This window comes from Flavobacterium ustbae (assembly GCF_003946915.1).
Classification (GTDB): Bacteria; Bacteroidota; Bacteroidia; order Flavobacteriales; family Flavobacteriaceae; genus Flavobacterium; species Flavobacterium ustbae.
In genome coordinates this window covers 187,192-210,225 of sequence record NZ_RPOC01000008.1, presented here as the reverse complement: position 1 = coordinate 210,225, position 23,034 = coordinate 187,192, and the positions used below count along the sequence as shown (strand labels likewise).

Here is a 23,034-nt window from a genome sequence, read left to right as displayed (position 1 = left end):
TTAATTATTTCATCGCAACTTTAGCTACAGCCGCTTTTACCGTATCAACTACTGCTTTTACAGTATCGATTACTTTTGCAGTAGAGTCTGCAGTTGGTGCAGCTCCTTCAGCTGGTTTCTCTGCAGCTGCTGCTGCTTTAATATCTTGAGCTAAAGTAGTTTTCTCGCTTAACCATTTTTTGTAATCTTCTGGAGTATCAACTACAACTTTCATTTGCATATTGTAGTGAGAAGCTCCACAAATTTTATTACATAATAATAGGTAATCAAATGTATAAGGATCTAAAGCTGTACCACCTTTTGCAACTAACTCAGTACTTCTTTCAGCTCTAAGTTTGTTGATATTTGCAACTTTTTCTACCATAAATGGTAACTCTCTATATTCTGAAGTAGTATAAGTTGGTACGAAAGCAAATTCAGTAACCATACCAGGAACACAGTTCATTTGTGCTCTAAAGTGAGGGAAGTAAGCAGAGTGCAATACATCCTGAGAACGCATTTTAAAGTGAACTTTTTTTCCTTTAGGAATATGCAATTCAGAAACTACGATATCATCTTGAGCATTAGGATCAGACATATCAACTCCTAATGTATTTATTCCTTCGATCAAACGTACGTTCGCTTTACCTAATACGTTATCTTGTCCAGCATATCTTGCAGTCCATTTAAATTGCTGAGCATATAATTCAATCTCGATTACATCTTCATCTTTATCAACGAACATAATGTTATTCCAAGCATATAATCCATAAAGAATTAAACAAGCTAAAACAACAGAAGGGATAATACTCCAAATTGCTTCTAATTTATTACTATCAGCAAAGAACAATGCTTTTTTATCTTTGTTACCTTTATATTTAAAAGAGAACCAATATAATAAACCTTGTGTAATTACTTGAACTGTAAAAATTAAAACCCAAGTAATATTCATTAAATTATCTACTAAACCACCGTGCTCAGAAGCAGGGGTATGAAGTGCCAAATTACCCCATTTTAGTAAACCATAAATCGTAAATATATAAATGAAAGCTAAAAAGCCAAACATGATATATCCTTGAATGTTATTATCATTATCCGATGCAACCTGAGAATCATCCGAAGAAGTTCCTACCTGAGTAAGATCAAATATCTTCGTCAATTGCCATAATGCAACCGCTAATAAAACTAAAACTATAATTACCAACAAACTTGTCATCTGTTTACTTCTTTAAATATTAATAATGAAAATGTTTACTTTCTTCGATGAAAGGATTTCTTTTTGCAAGCAAAGGAGATTTAGTTAATGCATTAAACACAACAAATATAAATAAACCTAAGAAGAAAAGAATCGATGCAATTTCAGGAACTCCAATAAACCATTTGTCTCCTACTGTACCAGGCATAATCATATTAAAGAAATCAACATAATGACCTAATAATATCACAATACCAGCCATAACAACAACCCAGTTAAGACGTTTAAAGTCAGTATTGATTAATATTAATAATGGGAAAACAAAGTTCATAACAACCGCTCCAAAGAAAGGAAGGTTATATAATTGAATTCTTGTTACAAAATAAGTTACCTCTTCTGGAATGTTAGCGTACCAAATCAACATAAATTGAGAGAACCATAAATAAGTCCAGAATACACTAATACCAAACATGAACTTAGCTAAATCATGGATATGACTTGTATTTACATACTCTAAATATCCTTTTGATTTTAAGTAAATAGTTACTAATGCAATAGCAGTAATTCCACTTACAAAAAATGATGCAAATACATACCATCCAAATAATGTACTAAACCAGTGTGGATCAAATGACATAATCCAATCCCAAGACATGATAGACTCAGAAACAATGAAGAATACTAAAAATCCTGCAGAAGCTTTGAAGTTCTTTTTGTAGTAAAGATCATCATTAGCTTCGTCTTGAGCTAAACAGTTTTTTCTAGAAATATAACGGTATAAATTCCATCCTGCTAAGAAAATAGCTGCTCTTACGATCCAGAAAGGAAAATTTAAGTAACCTGATTTTCCAGCAATGATAGCATCATAATTTGGGTTTTTAGGATCAGTAACTCCATCACCTAACCATACAAAAATATGATTAAAGTGTAATCCACATAATACTAAAAGTATAAAGAAGATGATAGAACCAGCTGGTAAGTAAGCCGTTATACCCTGCATTACTCTAAATAAAACTGGAGACCAACCTGCTTGAGCAACTTGTTGAATAGCGTAGAAAGCTAAAACTCCCATTGAAAGCAGTAAAAAGAAAATACAGGCTACATATACAGCAGACCAAGGCTTATTTTGCAATTGGTGTAATACGTGCTCTAAATGTTTTTCGTGTTCATTTGCACCAGAAACTTCTGCATGCGCTGCTCCTTTATGAGCATCATGTGATGCTTCAGCAGCCTCATGATGACCTGCTTCTTTGTGAGATGCCTCCGCTTTTTCTTCATGTGCAGCACCATGTGAACCATGTTCATCTGCAGCTAGTATTTTTTCAACTTCTTGAATATCTTTTGGTGCACTTAAAAAACCATACCCAATTCCTAATAGACCAACGGCCATTAAGATGATAGAAAAAGTTTTTAATTTACTTGAAAATGTATACATATCTATTACGATCAGTTTGTTCAACAATTATAATTGGCTTTTTAGTTTCAGAACATAGTCAGCAACTAACCAACGTTCGTGAGCACTTAATTGATTTGCATGTGAACCCATTGCATTTAAACCATAAGTCTCAACATGAAAGATACTTCCTTCTGTGATTTCTCTGTCTTTATAGCTAGGTACTCCAAGAAATTTCTCTCTTTCAACCAATTTACCTTTACCGTTACCAGTTGCACCATGGCAACTCATACAGTAAATCTCGAAAAGCTCTTTACCTTTTCCAGAATTTTTTTCGATAGAATCCAAAGGAGATTTTAAATTAGCTTTTGCTAATTCATAACCAGCAGTTGAATTTTCGTATTCATAAGGTTCAAAACCTCTATTAATAGTTCCTGCAACAGGAAGCTGTCCTTCTTTTCCTCCCTTAAATATTTTAGCTTCTGTATACGGCTCGTAAGCAACAGACTCATACATATTTGGGAAATACTGATAGTTCGGTGCCGAATTATTGTGGCAAGATGAAACTAAAATAGTTATACCAACTAAAAGTGTTATTTTATATATCCTTTTCATAGCTACAATTAATTCTTTTCTATTACTTTAACTTCAACAGCTCCAGTTCCTTCAAAGAAAGAAACCAATTCAGCCTCGTTATCATTTACAGCAACCTCCATTAAAAAGTGGTCATCTGTTGTTCTTACATCAGGGTTTTCAGCTTCTTTAAATGGCCATAATCTACTTCTCATGTAAAAAGTAATTACCATTAAGTGAGCCGCAAAAAATACTGTCATCTCAAACATAATTGGCACAAAAGATGGCATATTTTGGATAAAACTAAAACTTGGTTTACCTCCAATATCCTGTGGCCAGTCATGAATCATGATGTATCCCATCATAGTTGTTGCAACAGAAATACCAACACATCCATATAAAAAAGCACATATTGCTAATCTTGTTGGTGCTAATCCCATGGCTTTATCCAATCCGTGAACTGGGAATGGAGTAAAAACCTCTTCAATATGATGATGAGCAGCTCTAGTTTTCTTTACTGCATTCATCAAAACGTCATCGTCATTATAAATGGCGTATATTACTTTATTACTCATGATGTGAATCTTTACTGTTTGCTCTTTCTCTAATGTAATTATCTCCAGTTCCTTTCAAAATTGTTTTAACCTCTGCCTGAGCAATTACAGGGAATGTTCTAGAGTATAATAAAAACAATACAAAGAAGAAACCAATTGTTCCAATGAAAATTCCAATATCAACAAATGTTGGTGAGAACATTGTCCAAGAAGATGGAAGGTAATCTCTATGTAAAGAAGTAACAATAATTACGAATCTTTCAAACCACATACCGATGTTTACTACAATCGAGATGATAAATGAGAACATGATACTTGTTCTTAATTTTTTGAACCACATAAACTGAGGAGAGAATACGTTACAAGTCATCATTGACCAATATGCCCACCAGTAAGGTCCTGTAGCTCTGTTTAAGAATGCGTATTGCTCATATTCTACACCTGAATACCAAGCTACGAATAACTCAGTGATGTAAGCCACACCTACAATAGATCCAGTAATCATGATAATGATATTCATTAACTCGATATGCTGTAATGTGATGTATGCTTCAAGGTTAGAAACTTTTCTCATAACAATCAACAATGTGTTTACCATTGCGAATCCTGAGAATACCGCTCCAGCAACGAAGTATGGAGGGAAAATTGTTGTATGCCATCCTGGAATTACCGAAGTAGCAAAGTCCATAGATACAATGGTGTGTACAGAAAGTACAAGAGGAGTAGCTAAACCAGCAAGTACTAAAGATACTTCTTCAAAACGTTGCCAATCTTTTGCTCTACCGCTCCATCCAAAACTTAAGATAGAATAAACTCTTTTGTTAAATGGAGTTATAGCTCTATCACGTAGCATTGCAAAGTCAGGCAATAAACCAGTCCACCAGAAAACTAATGATACTGAAAGATACGTTGAAATCGCGAATACGTCCCAAAGTAATGGTGAGTTAAAGTTTACCCATAAAGATCCAAATTGGTTTGGAATAGGTAATACCCAGTATGCTAACCATGGACGTCCCATGTGAATAATTGGAAATAAACCTGCTTGTACAACAGAGAAAATGGTCATTGCTTCTGCAGAACGGTTAATCGCCATTCTCCAACGCTGACGGAAAAGTAATAATACCGCAGAAATTAATGTTCCAGCGTGACCAATACCAACCCACCAAACGAAGTTAGTAATATCCCAAGCCCAGCCAACTGTTTTATTTAATCCCCATGTTCCGATACCGGTAGATACGGTGTAAATTATACAACCTAACCCCCAAAGGAAGGCTATTAATGCGATTGAAAATACAATCCACCATTGTTTATTTGCAGGTCCTTCAACAGGCGCTGCCACATCTACAGTTACATCATGATATGATTTATCACCTATAACTAAAGGTTTTCTAATGGGTGCTTCGTAGTGAGACGACATAATCCTTTATATTGTTTCTTATTAATAATTTACTAAGTGTTTCTAACTTTTACATGATAGAAAACGTTTGGTTTTGTACCAACATGCTCTAATAAGTGATAAGCTCTTTCGCTTTCAGCTAATTTAGCAACTTCACTTTCTTTATCATTTACGTCTCCAAAGACCATAGCTCCAGAAGAACAAGCTGCAGAACAAGCACAAGCATTGTTGAACTCATCTTTCGCTACTACTCTACCTTCACGTTTTGCTTGAAGAATTACAGCCTGAGTACTTTGGATACAGAAAGAACATTTTTCCATAACTCCACGAGAACGAACGTTTACGTCTGGGTTTAATACCATACGACCTAAATCGTCATTCATATGATAATCGAATTCACTGTTTTTGTTGTACAAGAACCAGTTGAAACGACGAACTTTATAAGGACAGTTGTTTGCACAGTAACGAGTACCAACACATCTGTTATAAGCCATGTGGTTTTGACCTTGACGACCGTGAGAAGTTGCAGCAACAGGACAAACTGTTTCACAAGGTGCATGGTTACAGTGCTGACACATTACTGGTTGGAATGCTACTTGTGGATTATCTCCTGGATTTTCCATTTCATTAAATGTAGATAATGAACTAGATAAACCTGCAATTCCTTCTTTTCTTTCGTTATCACCTTCAAAAGTGCTTTCAGAAGAATAGTATCTATCAATACGCAACCAGTGCATATCACGGCTTCTTCTTACCTCTGCTTTACCTACAACTGGAACGTTGTTTTCAGCGTGACAAGCGATAACACAAGCTCCACAACCAGTACAAGCATTTAAGTCGATTGAAAGGTTGAAGTGGTGACCAGTTGTACGATCAAATGATTCCCATAAATCTACAGTTGTAGCTTCAACTTCTTGGTGATCTAAAGATACCATTGGTTTTTCATTCCAATGTTCAGCATCTTTAGTATTGAATATTTCTAAAGAAGTTTCTTTAATAATATCTCCTCTTCCCATCAAAGTTTTCTGACCTTGAACACAAGCAAACTCATGTACTCCAGCAGCCTTTGCAATAGAAACAGATTGAACACTATTGAAACCTTTATATAAAGCGTAAGCATTTAAACCTACTTGCATTTCTTCTTTTAGAGCCGCTTTACGACCGTAACCAAGAGCTAGACCTAAAGTTCCAACTGCTTGTCCTGGCTGAACGATAACTGGAACATTTTCCAATTTAACTCCATCAACAGTAAGAGTAGCATAACTACCATCTAAACCTCCATTAGCAACAATTTCGTTTGATAATCCAAGTTTTTTAGCATCTGCATTAGAAACTGTAACATAGTTATCCCAAGAAACTCTTGTAATTGGATCTGGGAACTCTTGTAACCAAGGGTTGTTAGCGTGCTGACCATCTCCTAATCCAGTTTTAGTATATAATACTAATTCAAACTCACCAGCAGATTTAGATTTTGCAACAGCATTTGCAGCAGAAGCAGCATCAATAGCACCTCCAGTCAATACTGAAGATCCAAGAATAGCTACACCATCATGTAATACTTTATTCCAAGAAGCTCCTGTAGTATAAGCTCCAGAATTTGTTTTTAAATAGTCATAAAAAGTACCTGCTGTACCATTTACTGACAATAAAACATCTTGAAATTGTTTTGTATTAAAGATCGGACGGATTGTAGGCTGAGTTAAGCTGTATGTTCCACTTGTAAGCTCAAGATCCCCCCAAGACTCTAAATAGTGAGGAGCTGGCGCAGCAATTGAAACGATTGATGCAGTTTCATCTTCTTTTAATGAAAAAGCAACTGATGTTTTAACTTTTTTCAATCCAGATACAAAAGAAGCTGAATCAGCCAAAGTGTAAACAGGATTAACTCCACTCATAATTAAAGTATGAACACTTCCTGCGTTCAAATCTTTAATTAACTGTGCAACTACAGCATTAGAACCTTTTCTAATTTGTCTTGCTCCAGCAGTATTAAAAGCTTCACTAGCCAATGCTTGATTGATAGCTAAAACTAATAATTGAGCATTTTTATCTTCAATTCCAGATACTAAAACTCCTTTTGAACCAGCAGCTTTAAGTTGCTGAGCAGCTTTTACTACTTCAGTCTTAAATGCACCTTCCAAAGAAACAGGAACAGAAGCACCTACAACGATATTATAAATTTGAACTAAAGCTTGTTTTTGAGCAGCTGTAGTCATTGGAACACGCTTATCAGCAGCTGCTCCAGATAATGTCATATTTGATTCAAACTGGAAGTGACGAGACATTTTTCCATTTTGAGGAATACGTCCTTTTGCATATCCAGAATCGTATCCACCTCCTTGCCAGTCTCCTAAGAAATCAGCACCAACAGATACAATTAAAGAAGCTTTTGAGAAATCGTAATCAACTAAAGCTCTTTGACCATACGCAGCTTCAAAAGCATCTAAAGCTTCAGATGATGAAACCGCATCATATACTACATGCTTAGCGTTTGGATTTTTTGCAATAAACTCTGCAATTAATTTTTCAGTAGATGGACTTGCTAAAGTATTAGTTAATAATACCACTTGTCCACCTTTTGCTTTTGCATCAGCTAAGCTTGATTTGATTTTTAAATCAACTGCATACCAAGAAGAATCTTTTCCGTCTACTTTTGGTTCTTTCAAACGAGCGCTATCATACAATCCTAAAATAGATGCATGAATTCTTGCATTAGCTGCAAATTTAGCTCCAGCAATTGTATTGTTTTCAATTTTAATTGGACGACCCTCACGAGTTTTCACCAAAAGATTAGCAAAATCAAATCCATCAAAAACTGTAGTTGCATAATAATCTGCAACACCAGGAATGATTTGTTCTGGTTGTAATACATAAGGGATAGACTTGTGAACAGGACCTTCGCAAGCAGCTAATGTTACAGCCGCCGTACTAAACCCTACGTACTTTAAAAAGTCACGACGTGAAGTTCCTGATGTAGATAAAGCATCAGCGTTACCCAAAAACTCATCAGTAGGAATTTCTTCAACAAACTCGTTATTTCTAAGCGCCTCAACAATAGAGCTATTTTCTAGCTCTTCAACACTTTTCCAGTATTTTTTGTTTGATGACATTGTATATATATATTAAAATCTTAATAAATCGATTAATAGTGGCATTTACCACACTCTAAACCTCCCATTTGCGCTGCAGTTAATTTCTCTACACCGTATTTTTTAGAAAGTTCAGCATGAATTTTGTCATAGTAAGCATTACCTTCCATCTTAACATCAGTTTTTCTATGGCAATCAACACACCATCCCATTGTTAATTTAGAGTACTGCTTCATGATTTCAAATTCTTGTACTGGTCCGTGACAAGTTTGACATTCGATACCAGCAACAGAAACGTGTTGAGAGTGATTGAAGTAAACAAAGTCAGGCAAGTTATGAATACGAACCCATTTTACAGGTTTTGTTTTTCCAGTATAAGCTTGTTTAGTTTTATCCCATCCAACAGCATCGTATAATTTTTGGATTTCACCATCATAAAAAGCTTTGCTGTACTCAGCTGTAGCAGTCGTTTCTGCAACCTCAGAAATATTTTTATGGCAGTTCATACAAACATTCAAAGAAGGAATACCAGCCGTTTTACTTACACGAGCAGCAGAGTGGCAATATTTACAATTGATCTCGTTATCACCAGCATGAATTTTGTGAGAATAGTGAATTGGCTGAATTGGCTCATAATTCTGATCTACACCTACTTGCATTAAGTATCCATAAACAAAATAACCACTCGCCAAAAGCAAGAAAATTGCAGTTACCAAAACCAAGAATTGGTTTTTAGCGAAAGCTTTCCAAATTGGAGTTCTAGCTTCTTTTGGAGCAACTTCAATGCCGTTTTTATTTGCTACTTTCGTTAACACTTTGTTCACCATGAACAACATAACTACTAAGATAGCCATTACAAGAGCAAGAGCTCCTAAAATAATATTATTTGATATAGCTCCATCCTGAACATTTGTCCCTGGAGGAGTTGCACCACCAGCCGCAGCCGCAGCAGGCTCAGCTTTTGGTTCAGAAGTATAAGCTAAAATGTTATCAATATCTCCTTCAGACAATTGAGGAAACGAAGTCATAACAGCTTTGTTATTTTCCTCAAAAAGTTTAACAGCAACAGCATCACCTGACTTAATCATGTCAGAACTGTTATGCACCCATTTGTAAAGCCAAGCTCTATCATGCTTATCTGCGACCCCTCTTAAAGCTGGACCGGTTGATTTAGCATCTAATTTGTGACATGCAGCGCAATTTGCATTAAAAAGTTCTTTCCCTTTTACTGGATCACCGCCTCCTGCAGCTGGAGCAGCGGCAGCTTCAGGCGCCGCCGGAGCAGCAGCTTCTTGAGCAAATGAAGTTAGGGAGAAAATTAACGTTAGCGATAAGCCAAGCAGTAATTTTCTTGAGATCGAATTATGGTTACCCACCTTTTTCATATAGTATAAATAATTGTCTACTAATTTTTGGTATGATTTTTTCTGTACTAAATCCAGTATAAATCTATACCCTTTTTTAAAACTTGCCACAAAAATACGACTTATGAGCTATTCTCAAAACCTTAAAATAGTCTTAATTATCAATTTATATCAATTCTAAATAATATTAAAATTTTACTCTCAAACTTTAAATAGTATTTTTGCATAAAAACCATCACATTATGAGAATTTTAAGTCCTTCAAAAAATCTTTTCTTAACAATTACAACGATTGCTTTGGCACACAATATTAACGCTCAAGACCAAAATTTAACATTGAATCAAGATCCTAAATTTGAGCAATTATTAAACGAGAAGCGTAAAATTAACACGTCAATAAATACAAACGATACTTATAGAATTCAAATCTTTAGCGGCAAAAGCGAAGAGGCAAAAAAAACGTTATCGGATTTCAAAAGAGAAAATTCAAATATTGACGGAACTATCATTTTTAGCACTCCTAATTACAAAGTAATTGTTGGAAATTTTAAAACCCGTATTGAAGCCGAAAGAAATTTGGTAGAGATTAAAAAAAGATACAAAAGTGTTTTTTTACTTAAACCAGGAAGATAATAATTCCAAAACAAAAAAAGCGAGATAAAAATCTCGCTTTTTTTGTTTTAATTCAAGACATCTTAAAATCTATTACTCCAGATTGTCTGTTAAAATCATCTTATTTTTTAAGTTATTTTACAACTTTAATTCCGTTCGCTAAAAAACGAATTTCTTCTTTTGGCATTGTAATAGCATCTATTTCTGCCTTCGTTTTTTTAGCGTCTTTTGCATAGTGCTTCAAATCTTCTACAGATGTGACTTTTCTTTCTACATCTCCCTCTAAAACCACATTCTTACCTTTTAATGCAGTCGGAACAAAAAAAGCATAATCTTTCATTTTAACAAAGAAAGAAGCTCCGTTTTCAGTCTTTACACTTACCCAGCATCCTCTTTTCGGACACACATCCGTCACTTCTCCTTTTACAGCAACACTTTCTATTTTGTTTGCAGTTTTTAAATCCCTTTCCAAATCTTCAACTGAAATTGCCTTGTCTACTATAGCATTCGAAATATTTTCTCCATAGTAATCCCCAACTAAAGCATTACCAGCCGGCGGAGTTGCTTTTTCAACTGCTTCTTGAGCAAAAGATGAAGCAGAAAAACATATAAATAAAACCATCAGGTAAAATCCTTTTTTCATATTTCCTTATTTTATTTAAGATATTAAAAATTTTAATAAGCTAAATTACAAATTTATCCTCATTGTTTTTTGTTAAATAAAAATAGAATCTAACCAAAAAAAAGTCCCAAGTAAATTGGGACTTTTTTTATATATAATTAAAATATTATTTCAATTTCTTTTTGATTGCTACTTCATGATAAGCTTCGATAACATCATTTATTTCGATATCATTAAATCCTTTAATCTGAATACCACAATCATACCCTTTAGAAACCTCTTTAACATCATCTTTGAAACGTTTCAGAGCAACTAACTCGCCAGAATGCACTACAACGCCATCTCTAATAACTCTAATTTTAGCGGCTCTAAGAATTTTACCATCTGTTACCATACATCCTGCGATTGAACCAACTTTAGAAATTTTGAAAATCTCACGAATTTCAGCTGTTCCTAAAATCTCTTCTTTCATTTCTGGAGCAAGCATTCCTTCCATCGCATCTTTCAAGTCATCGATAGCAGCATAGATAATAGAATAGTAACGGATATCGATTTCTTCTTTATCTGCAAGCTGTCTAGCATTACCTGCTGGACGAACATTAAATCCGATAATGATTGCATCTGATGCAGAAGCTAAGTTAACATCGGTCTCTGTAATCGCACCAACACCTTTATGAATGATATTGATTTGAACTTCTTCTGTAGAAAGTTTAGAGAACGAATCAGACAATGCTTCAACAGAACCATCCACGTCTCCTTTAAGGATCACGTTTAATTCTTTAAACTGACCAAGAGCAATACGACGTCCGATTTCATCAAGCGTAATATGTCTTTGTGTACGCACAGATTGTTCACGCATTAATTGAGAACGTTTAGATGCAATTTGTTTTGCTTCTTTTTCATCTTCAAATACATTGAACTTATCACCCGCAGTAGCAGCTCCGTCTAAACCTAAAACAGATACTGGAGTCGAAGGCCCAGCTTGAAGAACAATATGTCCTCTTTCATCATGCATTGCTTTCACTTTTCCATGATGCTTACCTGCTAACATGTAATCTCCAATTTTCAAAGTACCTTGCTGTACTAAAATTGTAGAAACATACCCTTTTCCTTTATCTAAGAAAGCCTCAACAACAGTTCCTTGCGCTGCTTTATTTGGATTTGCTTTTAAATCTAAGATTTCAGCTTCTAATAAAACTTTTTCAAGTAATTCTTTTACACCTGTTCCTACTTTTGCAGAAATATCATGCGATTGAATTTTTCCACCCCAATCTTCAACAAGTAAATTCATACCAGCCAAACGTTCTTTGATCTTATCAACATTAGCGTTTGGTTTATCAATTTTATTGATTGCAAAAATAATTGGAACTCCTGCCGCTTGTGCGTGAGAAATTGCCTCTTTGGTTTGCGGCATGATATCATCATCGGCAGCTACCACAATAATTGCGATATCTGTAACTTGAGCTCCACGTGCACGCATCGCGGTAAACGCCTCGTGACCAGGAGTATCTAAGAATGCGATTTTTTGCCCATTATCTAAAGTAACTCCGTACGCTCCAATGTGCTGTGTAATACCTCCAGACTCACCAGCGATAACATTTTCTTTACGAATATAATCCAGTAAAGATGTTTTACCGTGGTCAACGTGACCCATTACCGTTACAATTGGCGCTCTAGTTACTAAATCTTCTTCTCTGTCTTCTACAACTTCAATCGCTTCTTCGATATCTACTGTAATAAACTCAACATCGTAACCAAATTCGTCAGCCACAATAGTTAAGGTTTCAGCATCAAGACGCTGATTCATGGTTACCATGATTCCTAGAGACATACAAGTTCCTATTACTTTAGTAATCGGCACATCCATCATGATAGCGATTTCACCCACTGTAACGAATTCAGTAACCTTAATAGTTTTACTTCCTTCATCAAGAGCTCTTTGCTCATCATCAGATTTCTGACGGTGCGTTTCTCTTTTATCTCTTCTATATTTAGCCGCTTTAGATTTCCCTCCTTTACCTTGAAGTTTTTCAAGAGTTTCTCTAATTTGGTTTTTTACTTCTTCTTCAGTTGGCTCAACTTTAGCTACAATTGCAGGACGGTTTCCTTTTACAAAACCAGGTCTCTGACTTCTATTAGCATTAAAACCTCCGCCACCATTGTTATTTTGTCCCGGTTTATTTTGATTTGGCGTTCCAGGCGCATTACCTGTAGCAGGTTTTGGCGCACCAGGCACACCTGGTTTAGGACCAATTCTCTTACGCTTGTTTTTATTTGCGTTATTATTATTTCCAACTCCAGGAGTTCCAGGCTTATTTTGAGCCGCTTTAGGATCTTCTTTCTTTTTCTTAGGTTTATTAAATTGAGATAAATCAATTGTTTGCCCAGTAAGAGTTGTTCCTGTAAGCTTTTGATATTGAGTTGTAATAGTTTCCTCTGAAGTTGTTGGATCAGTAGACACTATTGGCTCCTGAGCAACTTTAGATTCTGCTTTAACTTCTTTTTTCTCCGTAATAATAGGTTCTTCTTTTTTTGTTTCAGAAACAGGAGTTGAAACAACTGGTTCAGATTTTACTGTTTCATTTTGAACCGGTTTTTCTGACTGCACAGGCGCAGTAACAGCTTTTGGTTCTTCAACCTTAGCCGTTTCCTCAGAAGGAGTAATCGCAGGTTTTTTTGGATTCAAGTCAATTTTACCAACTTGTACAGGGCCCGAAACAACAGCTCTTGCTTTGATTATTTCTTGTTGTTTTTGACGCTCCTCTTCTTGTCTGCGTTTGTCTTCAATTTCTTTCTCACGTTCTACACGTAATGCTTCTTTTTCTTTTCTTTTTTCTTCTCCAACCTCTTTAGAAGCCTCCTTATTCCCCTTATCGCCCGCAAATTGGCTTTGAAGGATATTAAATTCACTGTCAGAAATTTTTGCATTTGGATTTGCATCAATAGCAATTCCCTTATCTTTTAGATAATCTACAGCTCTTTCTAACGAAATATTTAATTCCCTTAAAACCTTGTTTATTCTTATTACTCTCTCTTCAGACATATAACCTTTTTATTATTACCTTTTTCGTTGTGTTGTTAGAGCAGATACTCAGCTATTGCTTAACTATCGAACTCTTCTTTTAGTATCTTCATAACATCTAGAATCGTTTCCTCTTCTAAGTCTGTTCTTCGTACTAAATCTTCTACGTCATGTTTCAAGATACTTTTTGCAGTATCCAAACCTATTTTTGCAAACTCTTCAATTACCCACTCTTCGATTTCATCTGAAAACTCTGTTAATTCAACATCGTCTTCATCTGCAACAGTTCCAGCAACATCTCCTTCACGGATAACGTCTAATTCATAACCTGTTAGCTGACCCGCTAATTTAATGTTATGACCGCCTCTACCAATTGCCTTAGAAACCTCTTCTAATTTCAAGAAAACTTCAGCTCTTTTACTTTCTTCATCAATTTTAATTGAAGAAACTTTTGCAGGGCTTAATGCTCTTGTAATAAATAATTGAATATTGTTTGTATAATTGATTACATCAATATTTTCATTTCCAAGCTCACGAACAATTCCGTGAATACGAGAACCTTTCATTCCAACGCAAGCTCCAACTGGATCAATTCTATCATCATAAGAATCAACAGCTACTTTTGCTTTTTCTCCAGGAATACGAACTACATTTTTCACTGTAATTAATCCGTCGAAAACTTCTGGAATTTCTTGCTCAAATAATTTTTCTAAGAACTTTTCTGAAGTTCTAGACATAATAATTTGAGGTTTATTTCCTTTCAATTCAACACTTTCAATAATACCGCGAACATTATCTCCTTTACGGAAGAAATCTGACGGAATTTGTTTTTCTTTTGGAAGCACAATTTCATTTCCTTCATCATCTACCAAGATTACTACTCTTGGACGCACGTGATGCACTTCAGCTGTATAAATATCACCGATAATATCTTTAAATTGTTTGTAAAGATTTGTATTATCGTGTTCGTGAATTTTAGATATTAGATTCTGACGAAGCGCTAAGATAGCTCTTCTTCCTAAATCAATCAATTTTACTTCTTCAGAAACCTCTTCACCAATTTCAAAATCCGCTTCAATTTTTCTTGCTTCAGTCAATGTAATTTCCTCATTTTCAAAATCAAGATCTTCATCGGCAACAATTACTCTTCTTCTCCAGATTTCCATATCTCCTTTATCAGGATTTATAATGATATCGAAATTTTCATCTGAACCGTATTTTTTCTTTAATGCATTTCTAAATACGTCCTCTAAAATTGCCATAAGCGTTACACGATCAATAAGTTTATTATCTTTAAACTCTGAGAATGAATCGATTAATGCTAAATTTTCCATGCGAATTTTTTAATTAAAATTAAAATGTTACCGTAACAACTGCCTCTTTAATTTCTGTATAAGGTATTTGTTGTTCTTTCTGAACTGTTTCTTTTCCTTTTCCTACTTTTTTCGGTTCTCTTGCTTTCCAAGACAAAATTATAAAAACATCATTAGCTTCTACCAATTCTGCCTCTATTTTTTCTGTATTTGTGGTAACAATCAACGTTCTACCAACATTTTTTTTGTATTGTCTTACCATTTTCAGAGGCGTTCCTACTCCAACTGATGCTACTTCTAGCGAAAAATCCTGTTCTTCACGATCCAGATTATTCTCAACTGCACGACTTATATCTATACAATCTTGTAGCGCCACTCCATTATCCCCGTCTAAACCGATACTAATTTTAAAAGAATCTGAAACAGCCAAGTCAACCAAAAAGATTGATGGTTTTTCCAGAAGAGCTTCTGTAATTAATCCGTTTACTTTTTCTTTGAATGTCATAATTTTATAAAAAGAGGGGACACTTAGTCCCCTCATTATTTAGATTTTAATAAATAACAGTGCAAATATAGTGTTTTTTTTATAAATCAAATAAATTGATTGCTCTAAAATAATTTCTTATCTTTATAATAGCATTAAAACACAGAATTATTCATCATTTTTAACCCTCAAATCATGAAACGAATTTTAGTCCCTACCGACTTCTCAGAACATGCAGAAGACGCATTAAAAGTTGCCGCACAAATTGCAAAAAAGAACAATTCCGAACTCATTCTTCTTCACATGCTCGAATTGCCTCACCAGTCAAATGACGCCATAATGGGCGGAGCAAGCATTCCCGAAGCAATGCTTTTTGTAAAAAAAGCAAATGAAACTCTAGACGAAGTTGCCTCTAGAGAATATTTGGAAGGAATTTCGGTAACTGAAATTGTAAAAATGGACAAGCCTATTCATGGAATTACACAAATAAGCAAAGATTATGATATTGACTTAATTGTCATGGGATCTCATGGCTCTTCTGGCGTTGAAGAATTATTAATAGGTTCTAACACCGAAAAAGTAGTTCGAAACTCTGAAATTCCCGTTTTAGTCATCAAAAAAAACATTCCAAGCTTTAACGCAGCTGATATTGTTTTCGCATCTGACTTTTCAGAAGAAGCAAAAAAACCATTTGAAAAACTTTTAAACTTCACCAAGTTATTTGATTCTAAATTACACTTAGTTACTATATGTACACCTAATAGTTTTAAACCAACTCATGTGAGCGAGAAAACAATGAGTGATTTTGTGTCAGAATTCAACATTAGCAATTATACAACTCAAATTTACAATGATACCAATATTGAAAAAGGAATCATCAATTTTTCGAATAGAATAAATGCTGATATAATCGGAATGTGCACACACGGCAGAACAGGTTTCGCTCACTTCTTTAACGGAAGTATTAGCGAAGGCTTGGTTAATCACGCCGTTAAACCCGTTATAACTTTAAAGATCTAACGTATAATAATCATAAAAAATTCTAAATTCCATTCTGTAAAGCTTTGGAATTTGGAATTTTAATATTGAGATTTTAAAAAACTTTATAGCATAAAAAAAGCCTCTCATTTCTGAGAGGCTTTTTGTTGGTCTACTAGGACTCGAACCTAGAAAGACGGCACCAAAAACCGTAGTGTTACCATTACACCATAGACCAGCAGTGCGGTTAAGCGGGTGCAAAATTAAAACTTTATTTAATTTATGCAAATTTTAAAAGAAACTTTTTTAAATTAAAAAAAGCCTCTCGTTTCTGAGAGGCTTTTCTGTTGGTCTACTAGGACTCGAACCTAGAAAGACGGCACCAAAAACCGTAGTGTTACCATTACACCATAGACCAGCAGTGCTGTAAAGCGAGTGCAAATTTAAGTCTTTATTTAGTTTGTGCAAACTTTTTGAGCAAAAAAAATCATTTTTTTTATTTTTTTTCATGTCCAAATCTGCTTCAGCATTAAAAACTCCTCATAGACAACATATTAGTTTATCCTTATAGTTTTGTAGAATTTTTTGTTAATGCTCGTTTCTTTAAGTAAAAAAACATTTTCTTTGTAGGATAGAAAAACATTCAAATTTTTAACACCTAAATATGGCACAATTCAATTTCAATAAATGGAATACAATTATTGGTTGGTTTGCATTTGCAATCGCTTTAATAACTTATACATTAACTGTTGAACCTACCATGAGCTTTTGGGATTGCGGAGAATATATTGCTACCGCAGCCAAACTTGAAGTAGGACACCCGCCGGGAGCTCCGCTTTTCCAAATGATGGGTGCATTTTTTGCAATGTTTGCAATAGATGCTCAGCATGTGGCTCTAATGGTTAACATGATGTCTGTTTTTTCTAGTGCATTTACCATATTGTTTATGTTCTGGTCATCGTCTATGATTTTGAAAAAAATCGTAGCACGTTTTGCAGAAATTGACCAAAACAATTCGATTGTTATTTTAGGAAGCTCTTTTGTAGGGGCTTTGGCTTATACATTTTCTGATAGTTTTTGGTTTAACGCCGTAGAAGCCGAAGTTTATGCAATGGCTTCTCTATTAATCGCTTTGCTTTTCTGGCTTGGTTTACGCTGGGAACAAGACATGGACAAACCAAAAGGAAACAAATGGCTATTAATTATTTCGTTAGTAATTGGTCTTTCGTTTGGAGTTCACTTTATGGCTCTTTTAACTATTCCATCAATTGGATTCTTATACTATTTTAAACATTACGAAAAAGTTACAATCAAAAATTTCATTATTGCTAACATAGTAGTTATCGGGATCTTATTATTCATTTTCAAGTTACTTCTTCCTCTAACAATGGCATTTTTCGGAAAAACCGAAATTTTCATGGTAAACAGCATGGGACTTCCATTTAACTCGGGAACTATCTTTGTAGCTTTATTATTTATTGCTTTTTTCTATTTCGGATTAAAATACACCAAACAAAAAGGTTTAATATTCTATAACACTATTATCTTGTGTATTTTATTCATTCTGATTGGTTTCTCAACTTGGATAATGCTTCCTGTTCGTGCAAATGCCAATACAGTTATTAACGAAAACAAACCATCAGATGCTACAGAGGTTTTGGCTTATTACAATCGTGAACAATATGGTGTAAACCCATTGTTTTATGGACCTCAATACACAGAACTTTTTGCTGGTCTTGATGCTAAAACGCCTTATTTAGACAAAAAACCTAACTACGAAAGAGATTACAAAACAGGTAAATATATTATTACCAACAATTATAAGAACGCAGAACAAAATTCTGACGACAACCAAAAAGCGATTCTGCCTAGAATGTGGAGCACAGAAACTGCTCATATTCAAAACTATATCAACTTTACAAATCCTCCAAAGTTCCGAATCAATCCTAATTATAATTACGAAGAAGATTTGGCAAAATACGGAATTGACGCTAGTCAATTAACTGAGGAAGAATACAACAAAGCTATTGCTCAATTGCGTAATGAAGTTGAAAAAACAGTTTCTGAATTCAGAAGAGCGTATGCTCAAAAACAAATTGACAACGAAGGTTATGTAAAATTCTTAAGAAGCTACGGAGAATATCTTCTTATCGAAAAACCATCTACAGGAGATAATTTTAGTTTTATGTTCGAATATCAATTCGGATACATGTATTGGAGATATTTAATGTGGAATTTTGTTGGACGTCAAAATGATGTTCAAGGTAAATATGACAATTTGGACGGAAACTGGATAAGCGGAATCAAACCTTTAGATTCTGTTCATTTAGGCTCTCAAGACAACTTACCGTCTGATGTTTTAAACAATAAAGGACGTAATGCTTATTACTTCATTCCGTTTATTTTAGGATTAATTGGTATAATGTACCATGCTAATAAAGATTTAAAGAGCTTTTATGTGCTTTTGGCTTTATTTTTATTCACCGGAATTGCATTAAAAATATATTTGAACGAAAGACCTTTTGAACCTCGTGAAAGAGATTACGCGCTTGTAGGCTCCTTCTACGTCTTTGCCATCTGGATCGGATTTGGTGTTTATTCGCTTTATGAAAGTCTCCAGAAATATCTCGCTCCAAAAATTGCCGGACCAGTACTTATTGCTGGAAGTTTATTGGCAGCGCCTGTTTTAATGGCTGCTCAAAACTGGGATGATCACGATAGATCTGGAAGATACACAGCAGTTGCAATGGCAAAAGCGTATTTAAGTTCTTGTGATAAAGATGCTATTTTATTCACTATTGGAGATAACGACACCTTCCCTCTTTGGTATGCTCAGGAAATTGAACATTTTAGAACAGATGTCAAGATTGTAAATACGAGTTTGTTTATGACAGATTGGTACATCGATCAAATGAAAGCGAAGTCTTACGAATCTAATCCGTTACCTATTTCTTTCAATCACAGTCAATATGTGGGAGATAATTTAGATTATACAGCTTACATTCAAAAAATTGATACGCGTTGGAATATTAAAGATTTTATCGATTTCATCAAAAATCCTAAATCGACTGTTGGTTTACAAAACGGACAAACCATCCATTTCTACCCAACAAACAAGATTAGAGTAAATGTTGATAAAAATACTATCATTCAAAATAAAGTTGTTAATCCTAAATATTACGATTCTATCGTTCCTTATTTAGATATTGATATCAAAGGAAGTGCATTATACAAAAATCGTTTAATGATGCTTGATATCTTGGCAAACAACAATTGGAAAAGACCAATTTACTTTAGCGGCGGTGCTTTTGATGATGAGGATTATTTATGGTTAAAAGACTATCTGCAGTTAGACGGAATGGTTTATAAATTAGTTCCAGTAAAAAATACTCGTTCTAAAGATGGCGGACCATTAGATATGGGACAAATCGATGCAGACAAAATGTACAATATTGTAATGAAATGGGATTGGGGTAACAGCGAAAGCGAAAAAATCTATCACGATCCAGAAACAAGAAGAAATAGTATTACTTACCGTACTAACCTTTCGAGATTAATGAATCAGCTTATTGCTGAAGGTAAAATTGACAAAGCTAAAAACGTAATAAATTTAGCAATGACTAAAATGCCTTTGGACAAATTCGGGTATTATTCTTTAGTTGAAGCTTTTGGCGATGGTTATTATAAAGTTGGTGAAAAAGCAAAAGCACAAGATCTTTTAAACAAATTAGTTCAGAAGTATAGAGACAATTTGGATTATTATAAAACTTTAACACCTTCAGATCAGACTGACTTGGCAATGGATATTATTACAGATATCGAGCGTTACAGAAGTTTGCTACAAGTAATGCAGCTTCATAATGATACCGCTTTTTATGAAAAACACAAAGCTACATTTAATACTTATGTAAATATTTTTGAACGCTTTGGTCGTGAAAAAGAATAAACAATATACACAAATCTAATCTATTAAAAAAATGCAGCGTTATTTGATAAATAGCGCTGCATTTTTTAATTTTATACATACAATATAATTTTAATTCAAAATGAGCTTTTATTGGGTAAAAACTAATGCTTTTATCAAAAAGGTGTTTTCTAAGTATTGCTGGGATATTCCTAACAATGAAAAGAAAATATACCTCACTTTTGACGATGGCCCAACTCCAGAGATCACAGACTGGGTTTTATCCGAATTAAAAAGATTTGATGCAAAAGCTACTTTTTTCTGCATTGGAAAAAATATAAAAGCCAATCTAGCTTTATTTGAAAAGTTAATTATCGATGGCCATTCTATTGGAAACCACACCATGAATCATATTAATGGATGGAAAAGCCATACAAATGAATATATCGAAAATGTAAAAAACTGCGCTGCAATTTTAGACGAACAAGAAAAAGCTTCTAACTGTTTATTATTCCGCCCTCCTTACGGAAAAATAAAAAAGGCACAATCTAAAATCCTTAGAGGTTTAGGCTATAAAATTGTAATGTGGGATGTTTTAAGCGCTGATTTTGATCAAAACATTACTCCTGAGAAATGTCTTGAAAACGTAACAAAGAATGTAAAATCAGGAAGTGTAATTGTTTTTCATGACAGTATTAAAGCTTCTTCAAATTTAAGATTTGCCTTGCCTCGAACACTGCATTTTTTAAAAGAAAACGGATATAAGTTTGATATTATTCACTAAATAACATCAATAGAAAAGAAGTTTTTAGACACTGAATTGCTCTTGAACAATTCCTATTATAGTATTGGCATCAAGCTCCCCAGATTGTCTCCAGATCATTTGTCCTTCTTTGTAAATCATTAAAGTCGGAAGCCCTTTAATACGTAGTGCTTCTGCTAGTTCCTGATTTTTATCTACATCAATTTTGATTACTTTGGCTTTATCGCCAAGCGCAGCAGCTACGTCCTTAATAACAGGATGCATAGATACCGAAGATTCATTCCAATCTGTGTAAAAGTCAATTAACACTGGAACTTGAGCATTTATTAATTCTCCAAATTTTGACATAAAACCAAAAATTTAAGTTTTTTAAATCTCTTAAAAGAAATATATATTATACAAATGTAGCATTTTTAACGAATTAAGCGACATTACGGCCTCTTTTTAGTTCAATTACTGTTATTTCAGGCATAATTCCAACTCGTCCTGGATAGGCATGAAAACCAAACCCACGGTTAACATAAACGTATCTTCCGACGTTTTCGTACAATCCAGCCCATTGTTTATAAATGTACTGAGCCAAACTCCATTTAAAATATCCAGGAATCTCAATCCCGAACTGCATACCGTGCGTATGACCCGCAAATGTCAGATGAAAATTCTTTGGATGATCTTTAATTTCGGCTTCCCAGTGACTCGGATCATGGCTCATTAAAATTTTAAAATCGTCTTTATGCACATTCTCTGAAGCTTTGTTTAAATCGCCTGCTTTCTTGAAATTCACCCCCCAGTTTTCTACCCCAATTAAAGCTACTTTATCATCGCCTTTCTGAATATAAGTATGCTCATTCAGTAAAAGCTTAAATCCAATCTGGTCGTATAGTTTTTTTATTTCCTGGAAATTTTCATTTTTATCCTTTTCAGAAGGCCATGTTACATACTCGCCATAATCATGATTTCCTAAAACCGAAAACTTACCATATTTATAGTTCTTTATACGATTAAAAGTTTCTAGCCAAGGATGCATCTCTTTAGCATGCGTATTTACAATATCTCCTGTAAATAAAATCAAATCAGACTCTTGTTCATTAATCAGATCAATTGCGTAATTAATCTTCTCTGGATTGTCAAAACTTCCGCTATGAACATCAGAAATCTGAGTGATTTTAAAACCGTCAAATGCATCTGGAAGATCAGGGAAAAATACCGTTTGTTTAATAACTTTGAAATTATATCTCCCTTCAAAAATTCCGTAAATAATAGAAAGAAACGGAATAGCGGCCAAACCTAAAGCGATCTGGCTAACAAATTTTCTTCGATCGGGCATCATTTCTTTACGTGGCGTATTGTAAACAAAATAATTTACGATACTCGATCCTATTCTAAAAATATCCTCACCAAACATTATTAAAGTAAGTACAATTTTTGGAACGTATATTACCAACATCAAACCTGTAGTAAACATAAACTGTCTGGTTTGACCGACAGAACGATCTACCTGAGAAAAAGAATATATAATAAAGATTAAAGCCAGTAAACTTATAATTTGATAACCAACCAAAACCCAGCGTGCTTTGATTAAAGTTCGAAAAGCCTGATAAGAATAGAACTCAATAAATAATAAAAGAGCGCATAGAATTACAAAACGAAGGATCATTTAATTTATAGTTTTAAACAAAAGTAACAAAGAATGAAAATGCTATCGCTTTTTATTATAAAAAATTTAACGCTATAAATATAAAAAAGCTGAAAGATCCCTCTTTCAGCTTAAACCTATCCAACCTTTAAAACTAT

Annotated in this window: 17 protein-coding genes and 2 tRNA genes; 4 read left to right on the top strand and 15 right to left on the bottom strand. The window is 34.3% G+C overall.

Features of this window, described 5'->3' with window-relative positions; genetic code table 11:
* Positions 1-4 precede the first annotated feature (4 nt).
* Genes EG814_RS12480 through EG814_RS12450 form a run of 7 tightly spaced genes read right to left on the bottom strand, consistent with a single transcriptional unit; the run spans position 5 to position 9,564 of the window.
* Entirely contained in the window at positions 5-1,195 is a 1,191-nt protein-coding gene (locus tag EG814_RS12480) for a cytochrome c oxidase subunit II (protein ID WP_125722269.1), read from the bottom strand.
* 19 nt (positions 1,196-1,214) lie between these two features.
* Positions 1,215-2,609, bottom strand: coding sequence for a quinol:cytochrome C oxidoreductase (locus tag EG814_RS12475; protein ID WP_125722268.1), 1,395 nt, complete (start codon positions 2,607-2,609; stop codon positions 1,215-1,217).
* A 27-nt stretch (positions 2,610-2,636) separates the two neighbouring features.
* A complete protein-coding gene (locus tag EG814_RS12470; protein ID WP_125722267.1) occupies positions 2,637-3,182 on the bottom strand; it encodes a c-type cytochrome in 546 nt (181 codons plus the stop codon).
* A gap of 8 nt (positions 3,183-3,190) precedes the next feature.
* On the bottom strand, positions 3,191-3,715 hold the full coding sequence (locus EG814_RS12465; protein WP_008466841.1) for a DUF3341 domain-containing protein: 525 nt from the start codon (positions 3,713-3,715) through the stop codon (positions 3,191-3,193).
* Entirely contained in the window at positions 3,708-5,111 is a 1,404-nt protein-coding gene (gene nrfD / locus EG814_RS12460) for an NrfD/PsrC family molybdoenzyme membrane anchor subunit (protein ID WP_008466839.1), read from the bottom strand. The genes EG814_RS12465 and nrfD overlap by 8 nt, the downstream gene beginning before the upstream one ends.
* Before the next feature lie 32 nt (positions 5,112-5,143).
* Entirely contained in the window at positions 5,144-8,200 is a 3,057-nt protein-coding gene (locus EG814_RS12455) for a TAT-variant-translocated molybdopterin oxidoreductase (RefSeq protein ID WP_125722266.1), read from the bottom strand.
* A 32-nt stretch (positions 8,201-8,232) separates the two neighbouring features.
* Positions 8,233-9,564, bottom strand: a complete 1,332-nt coding sequence (locus EG814_RS12450) for a c-type cytochrome (RefSeq protein ID WP_125722278.1) — start codon at positions 9,562-9,564, stop codon at positions 8,233-8,235.
* Positions 9,565-9,785: 221 nt separating this feature from the next.
* Here EG814_RS12450 and EG814_RS12445 point away from each other — a divergent pair, with 221 nt between their 5' ends.
* Positions 9,786-10,175 (top strand): SPOR domain-containing protein, encoded by a 390-nt coding sequence (locus EG814_RS12445; RefSeq protein ID WP_125722265.1) that lies wholly within the window; start codon positions 9,786-9,788, stop codon positions 10,173-10,175.
* Between the two features lie 112 nt (positions 10,176-10,287).
* On the opposite strand, the gene EG814_RS12440 is transcribed toward EG814_RS12445, so the two are convergent.
* The 4 genes from EG814_RS12440 to rimP all read right to left on the bottom strand — a co-directional run bounded on the left by EG814_RS12440 (position 10,288) and on the right by rimP (position 15,616).
* Positions 10,288-10,797 (bottom strand): DUF4920 domain-containing protein, encoded by a 510-nt coding sequence (locus tag EG814_RS12440; protein ID WP_125722264.1) that lies wholly within the window; start codon positions 10,795-10,797, stop codon positions 10,288-10,290.
* 145 nt (positions 10,798-10,942) lie between these two features.
* Positions 10,943-13,819 (bottom strand): translation initiation factor IF-2, encoded by a 2,877-nt coding sequence (infB, locus tag EG814_RS12435; RefSeq protein WP_125722263.1) that lies wholly within the window; start codon positions 13,817-13,819, stop codon positions 10,943-10,945.
* A gap of 59 nt (positions 13,820-13,878) precedes the next feature.
* A complete protein-coding gene (nusA, locus tag EG814_RS12430; RefSeq protein WP_125722262.1) occupies positions 13,879-15,132 on the bottom strand; it encodes a transcription termination factor NusA in 1,254 nt (417 codons plus the stop codon).
* A gap of 19 nt (positions 15,133-15,151) precedes the next feature.
* The gene (gene rimP, locus EG814_RS12425; protein ID WP_164515321.1) at positions 15,152-15,616 is read right to left on the bottom strand and encodes a ribosome assembly cofactor RimP; all 465 of its coding nucleotides are present in this window, start codon (positions 15,614-15,616) and stop codon (positions 15,152-15,154) included.
* A gap of 174 nt (positions 15,617-15,790) precedes the next feature.
* Between rimP and EG814_RS12420 the strand changes: the two genes are divergently transcribed.
* On the top strand, positions 15,791-16,615 hold the full coding sequence (locus tag EG814_RS12420) for a universal stress protein (protein ID WP_125722260.1): 825 nt from the start codon (positions 15,791-15,793) through the stop codon (positions 16,613-16,615).
* A 125-nt stretch (positions 16,616-16,740) separates the two neighbouring features.
* Here EG814_RS12420 and EG814_RS12415 read toward each other — a convergent pair.
* Positions 16,741-16,811 (bottom strand) — tRNA-Gln (locus EG814_RS12415).
* Positions 16,812-16,920: 109 nt separating this feature from the next.
* A tRNA-Gln gene (locus EG814_RS12410) sits at positions 16,921-16,991 on the bottom strand.
* A 246-nt stretch (positions 16,992-17,237) separates the two neighbouring features.
* Between EG814_RS12410 and EG814_RS12405 the strand changes: the two genes are divergently transcribed.
* Positions 17,238-20,519: a glycosyltransferase family 117 protein gene (locus EG814_RS12405; RefSeq protein ID WP_125722259.1), complete on the top strand. Its 3,282-nt coding sequence runs from the start codon at positions 17,238-17,240 to the stop codon at positions 20,517-20,519.
* A gap of 100 nt (positions 20,520-20,619) precedes the next feature.
* Complete coding sequence (locus EG814_RS12400) at positions 20,620-21,261, top strand: polysaccharide deacetylase family protein (RefSeq protein WP_125722258.1); 642 nt, start codon at positions 20,620-20,622, stop codon at positions 21,259-21,261.
* 24 nt (positions 21,262-21,285) lie between these two features.
* Here the strand turns inward: EG814_RS12400 and EG814_RS12395 are convergent, their stop codons facing one another.
* Complete coding sequence (locus tag EG814_RS12395) at positions 21,286-21,588, bottom strand: thioredoxin family protein (protein ID WP_059117840.1); 303 nt, start codon at positions 21,586-21,588, stop codon at positions 21,286-21,288.
* A 73-nt stretch (positions 21,589-21,661) separates the two neighbouring features.
* Positions 21,662-22,897: a metallophosphoesterase gene (locus EG814_RS12390; RefSeq protein ID WP_125722257.1), complete on the bottom strand. Its 1,236-nt coding sequence runs from the start codon at positions 22,895-22,897 to the stop codon at positions 21,662-21,664.
* Positions 22,898-23,034: the final 137 nt, after the last annotated feature.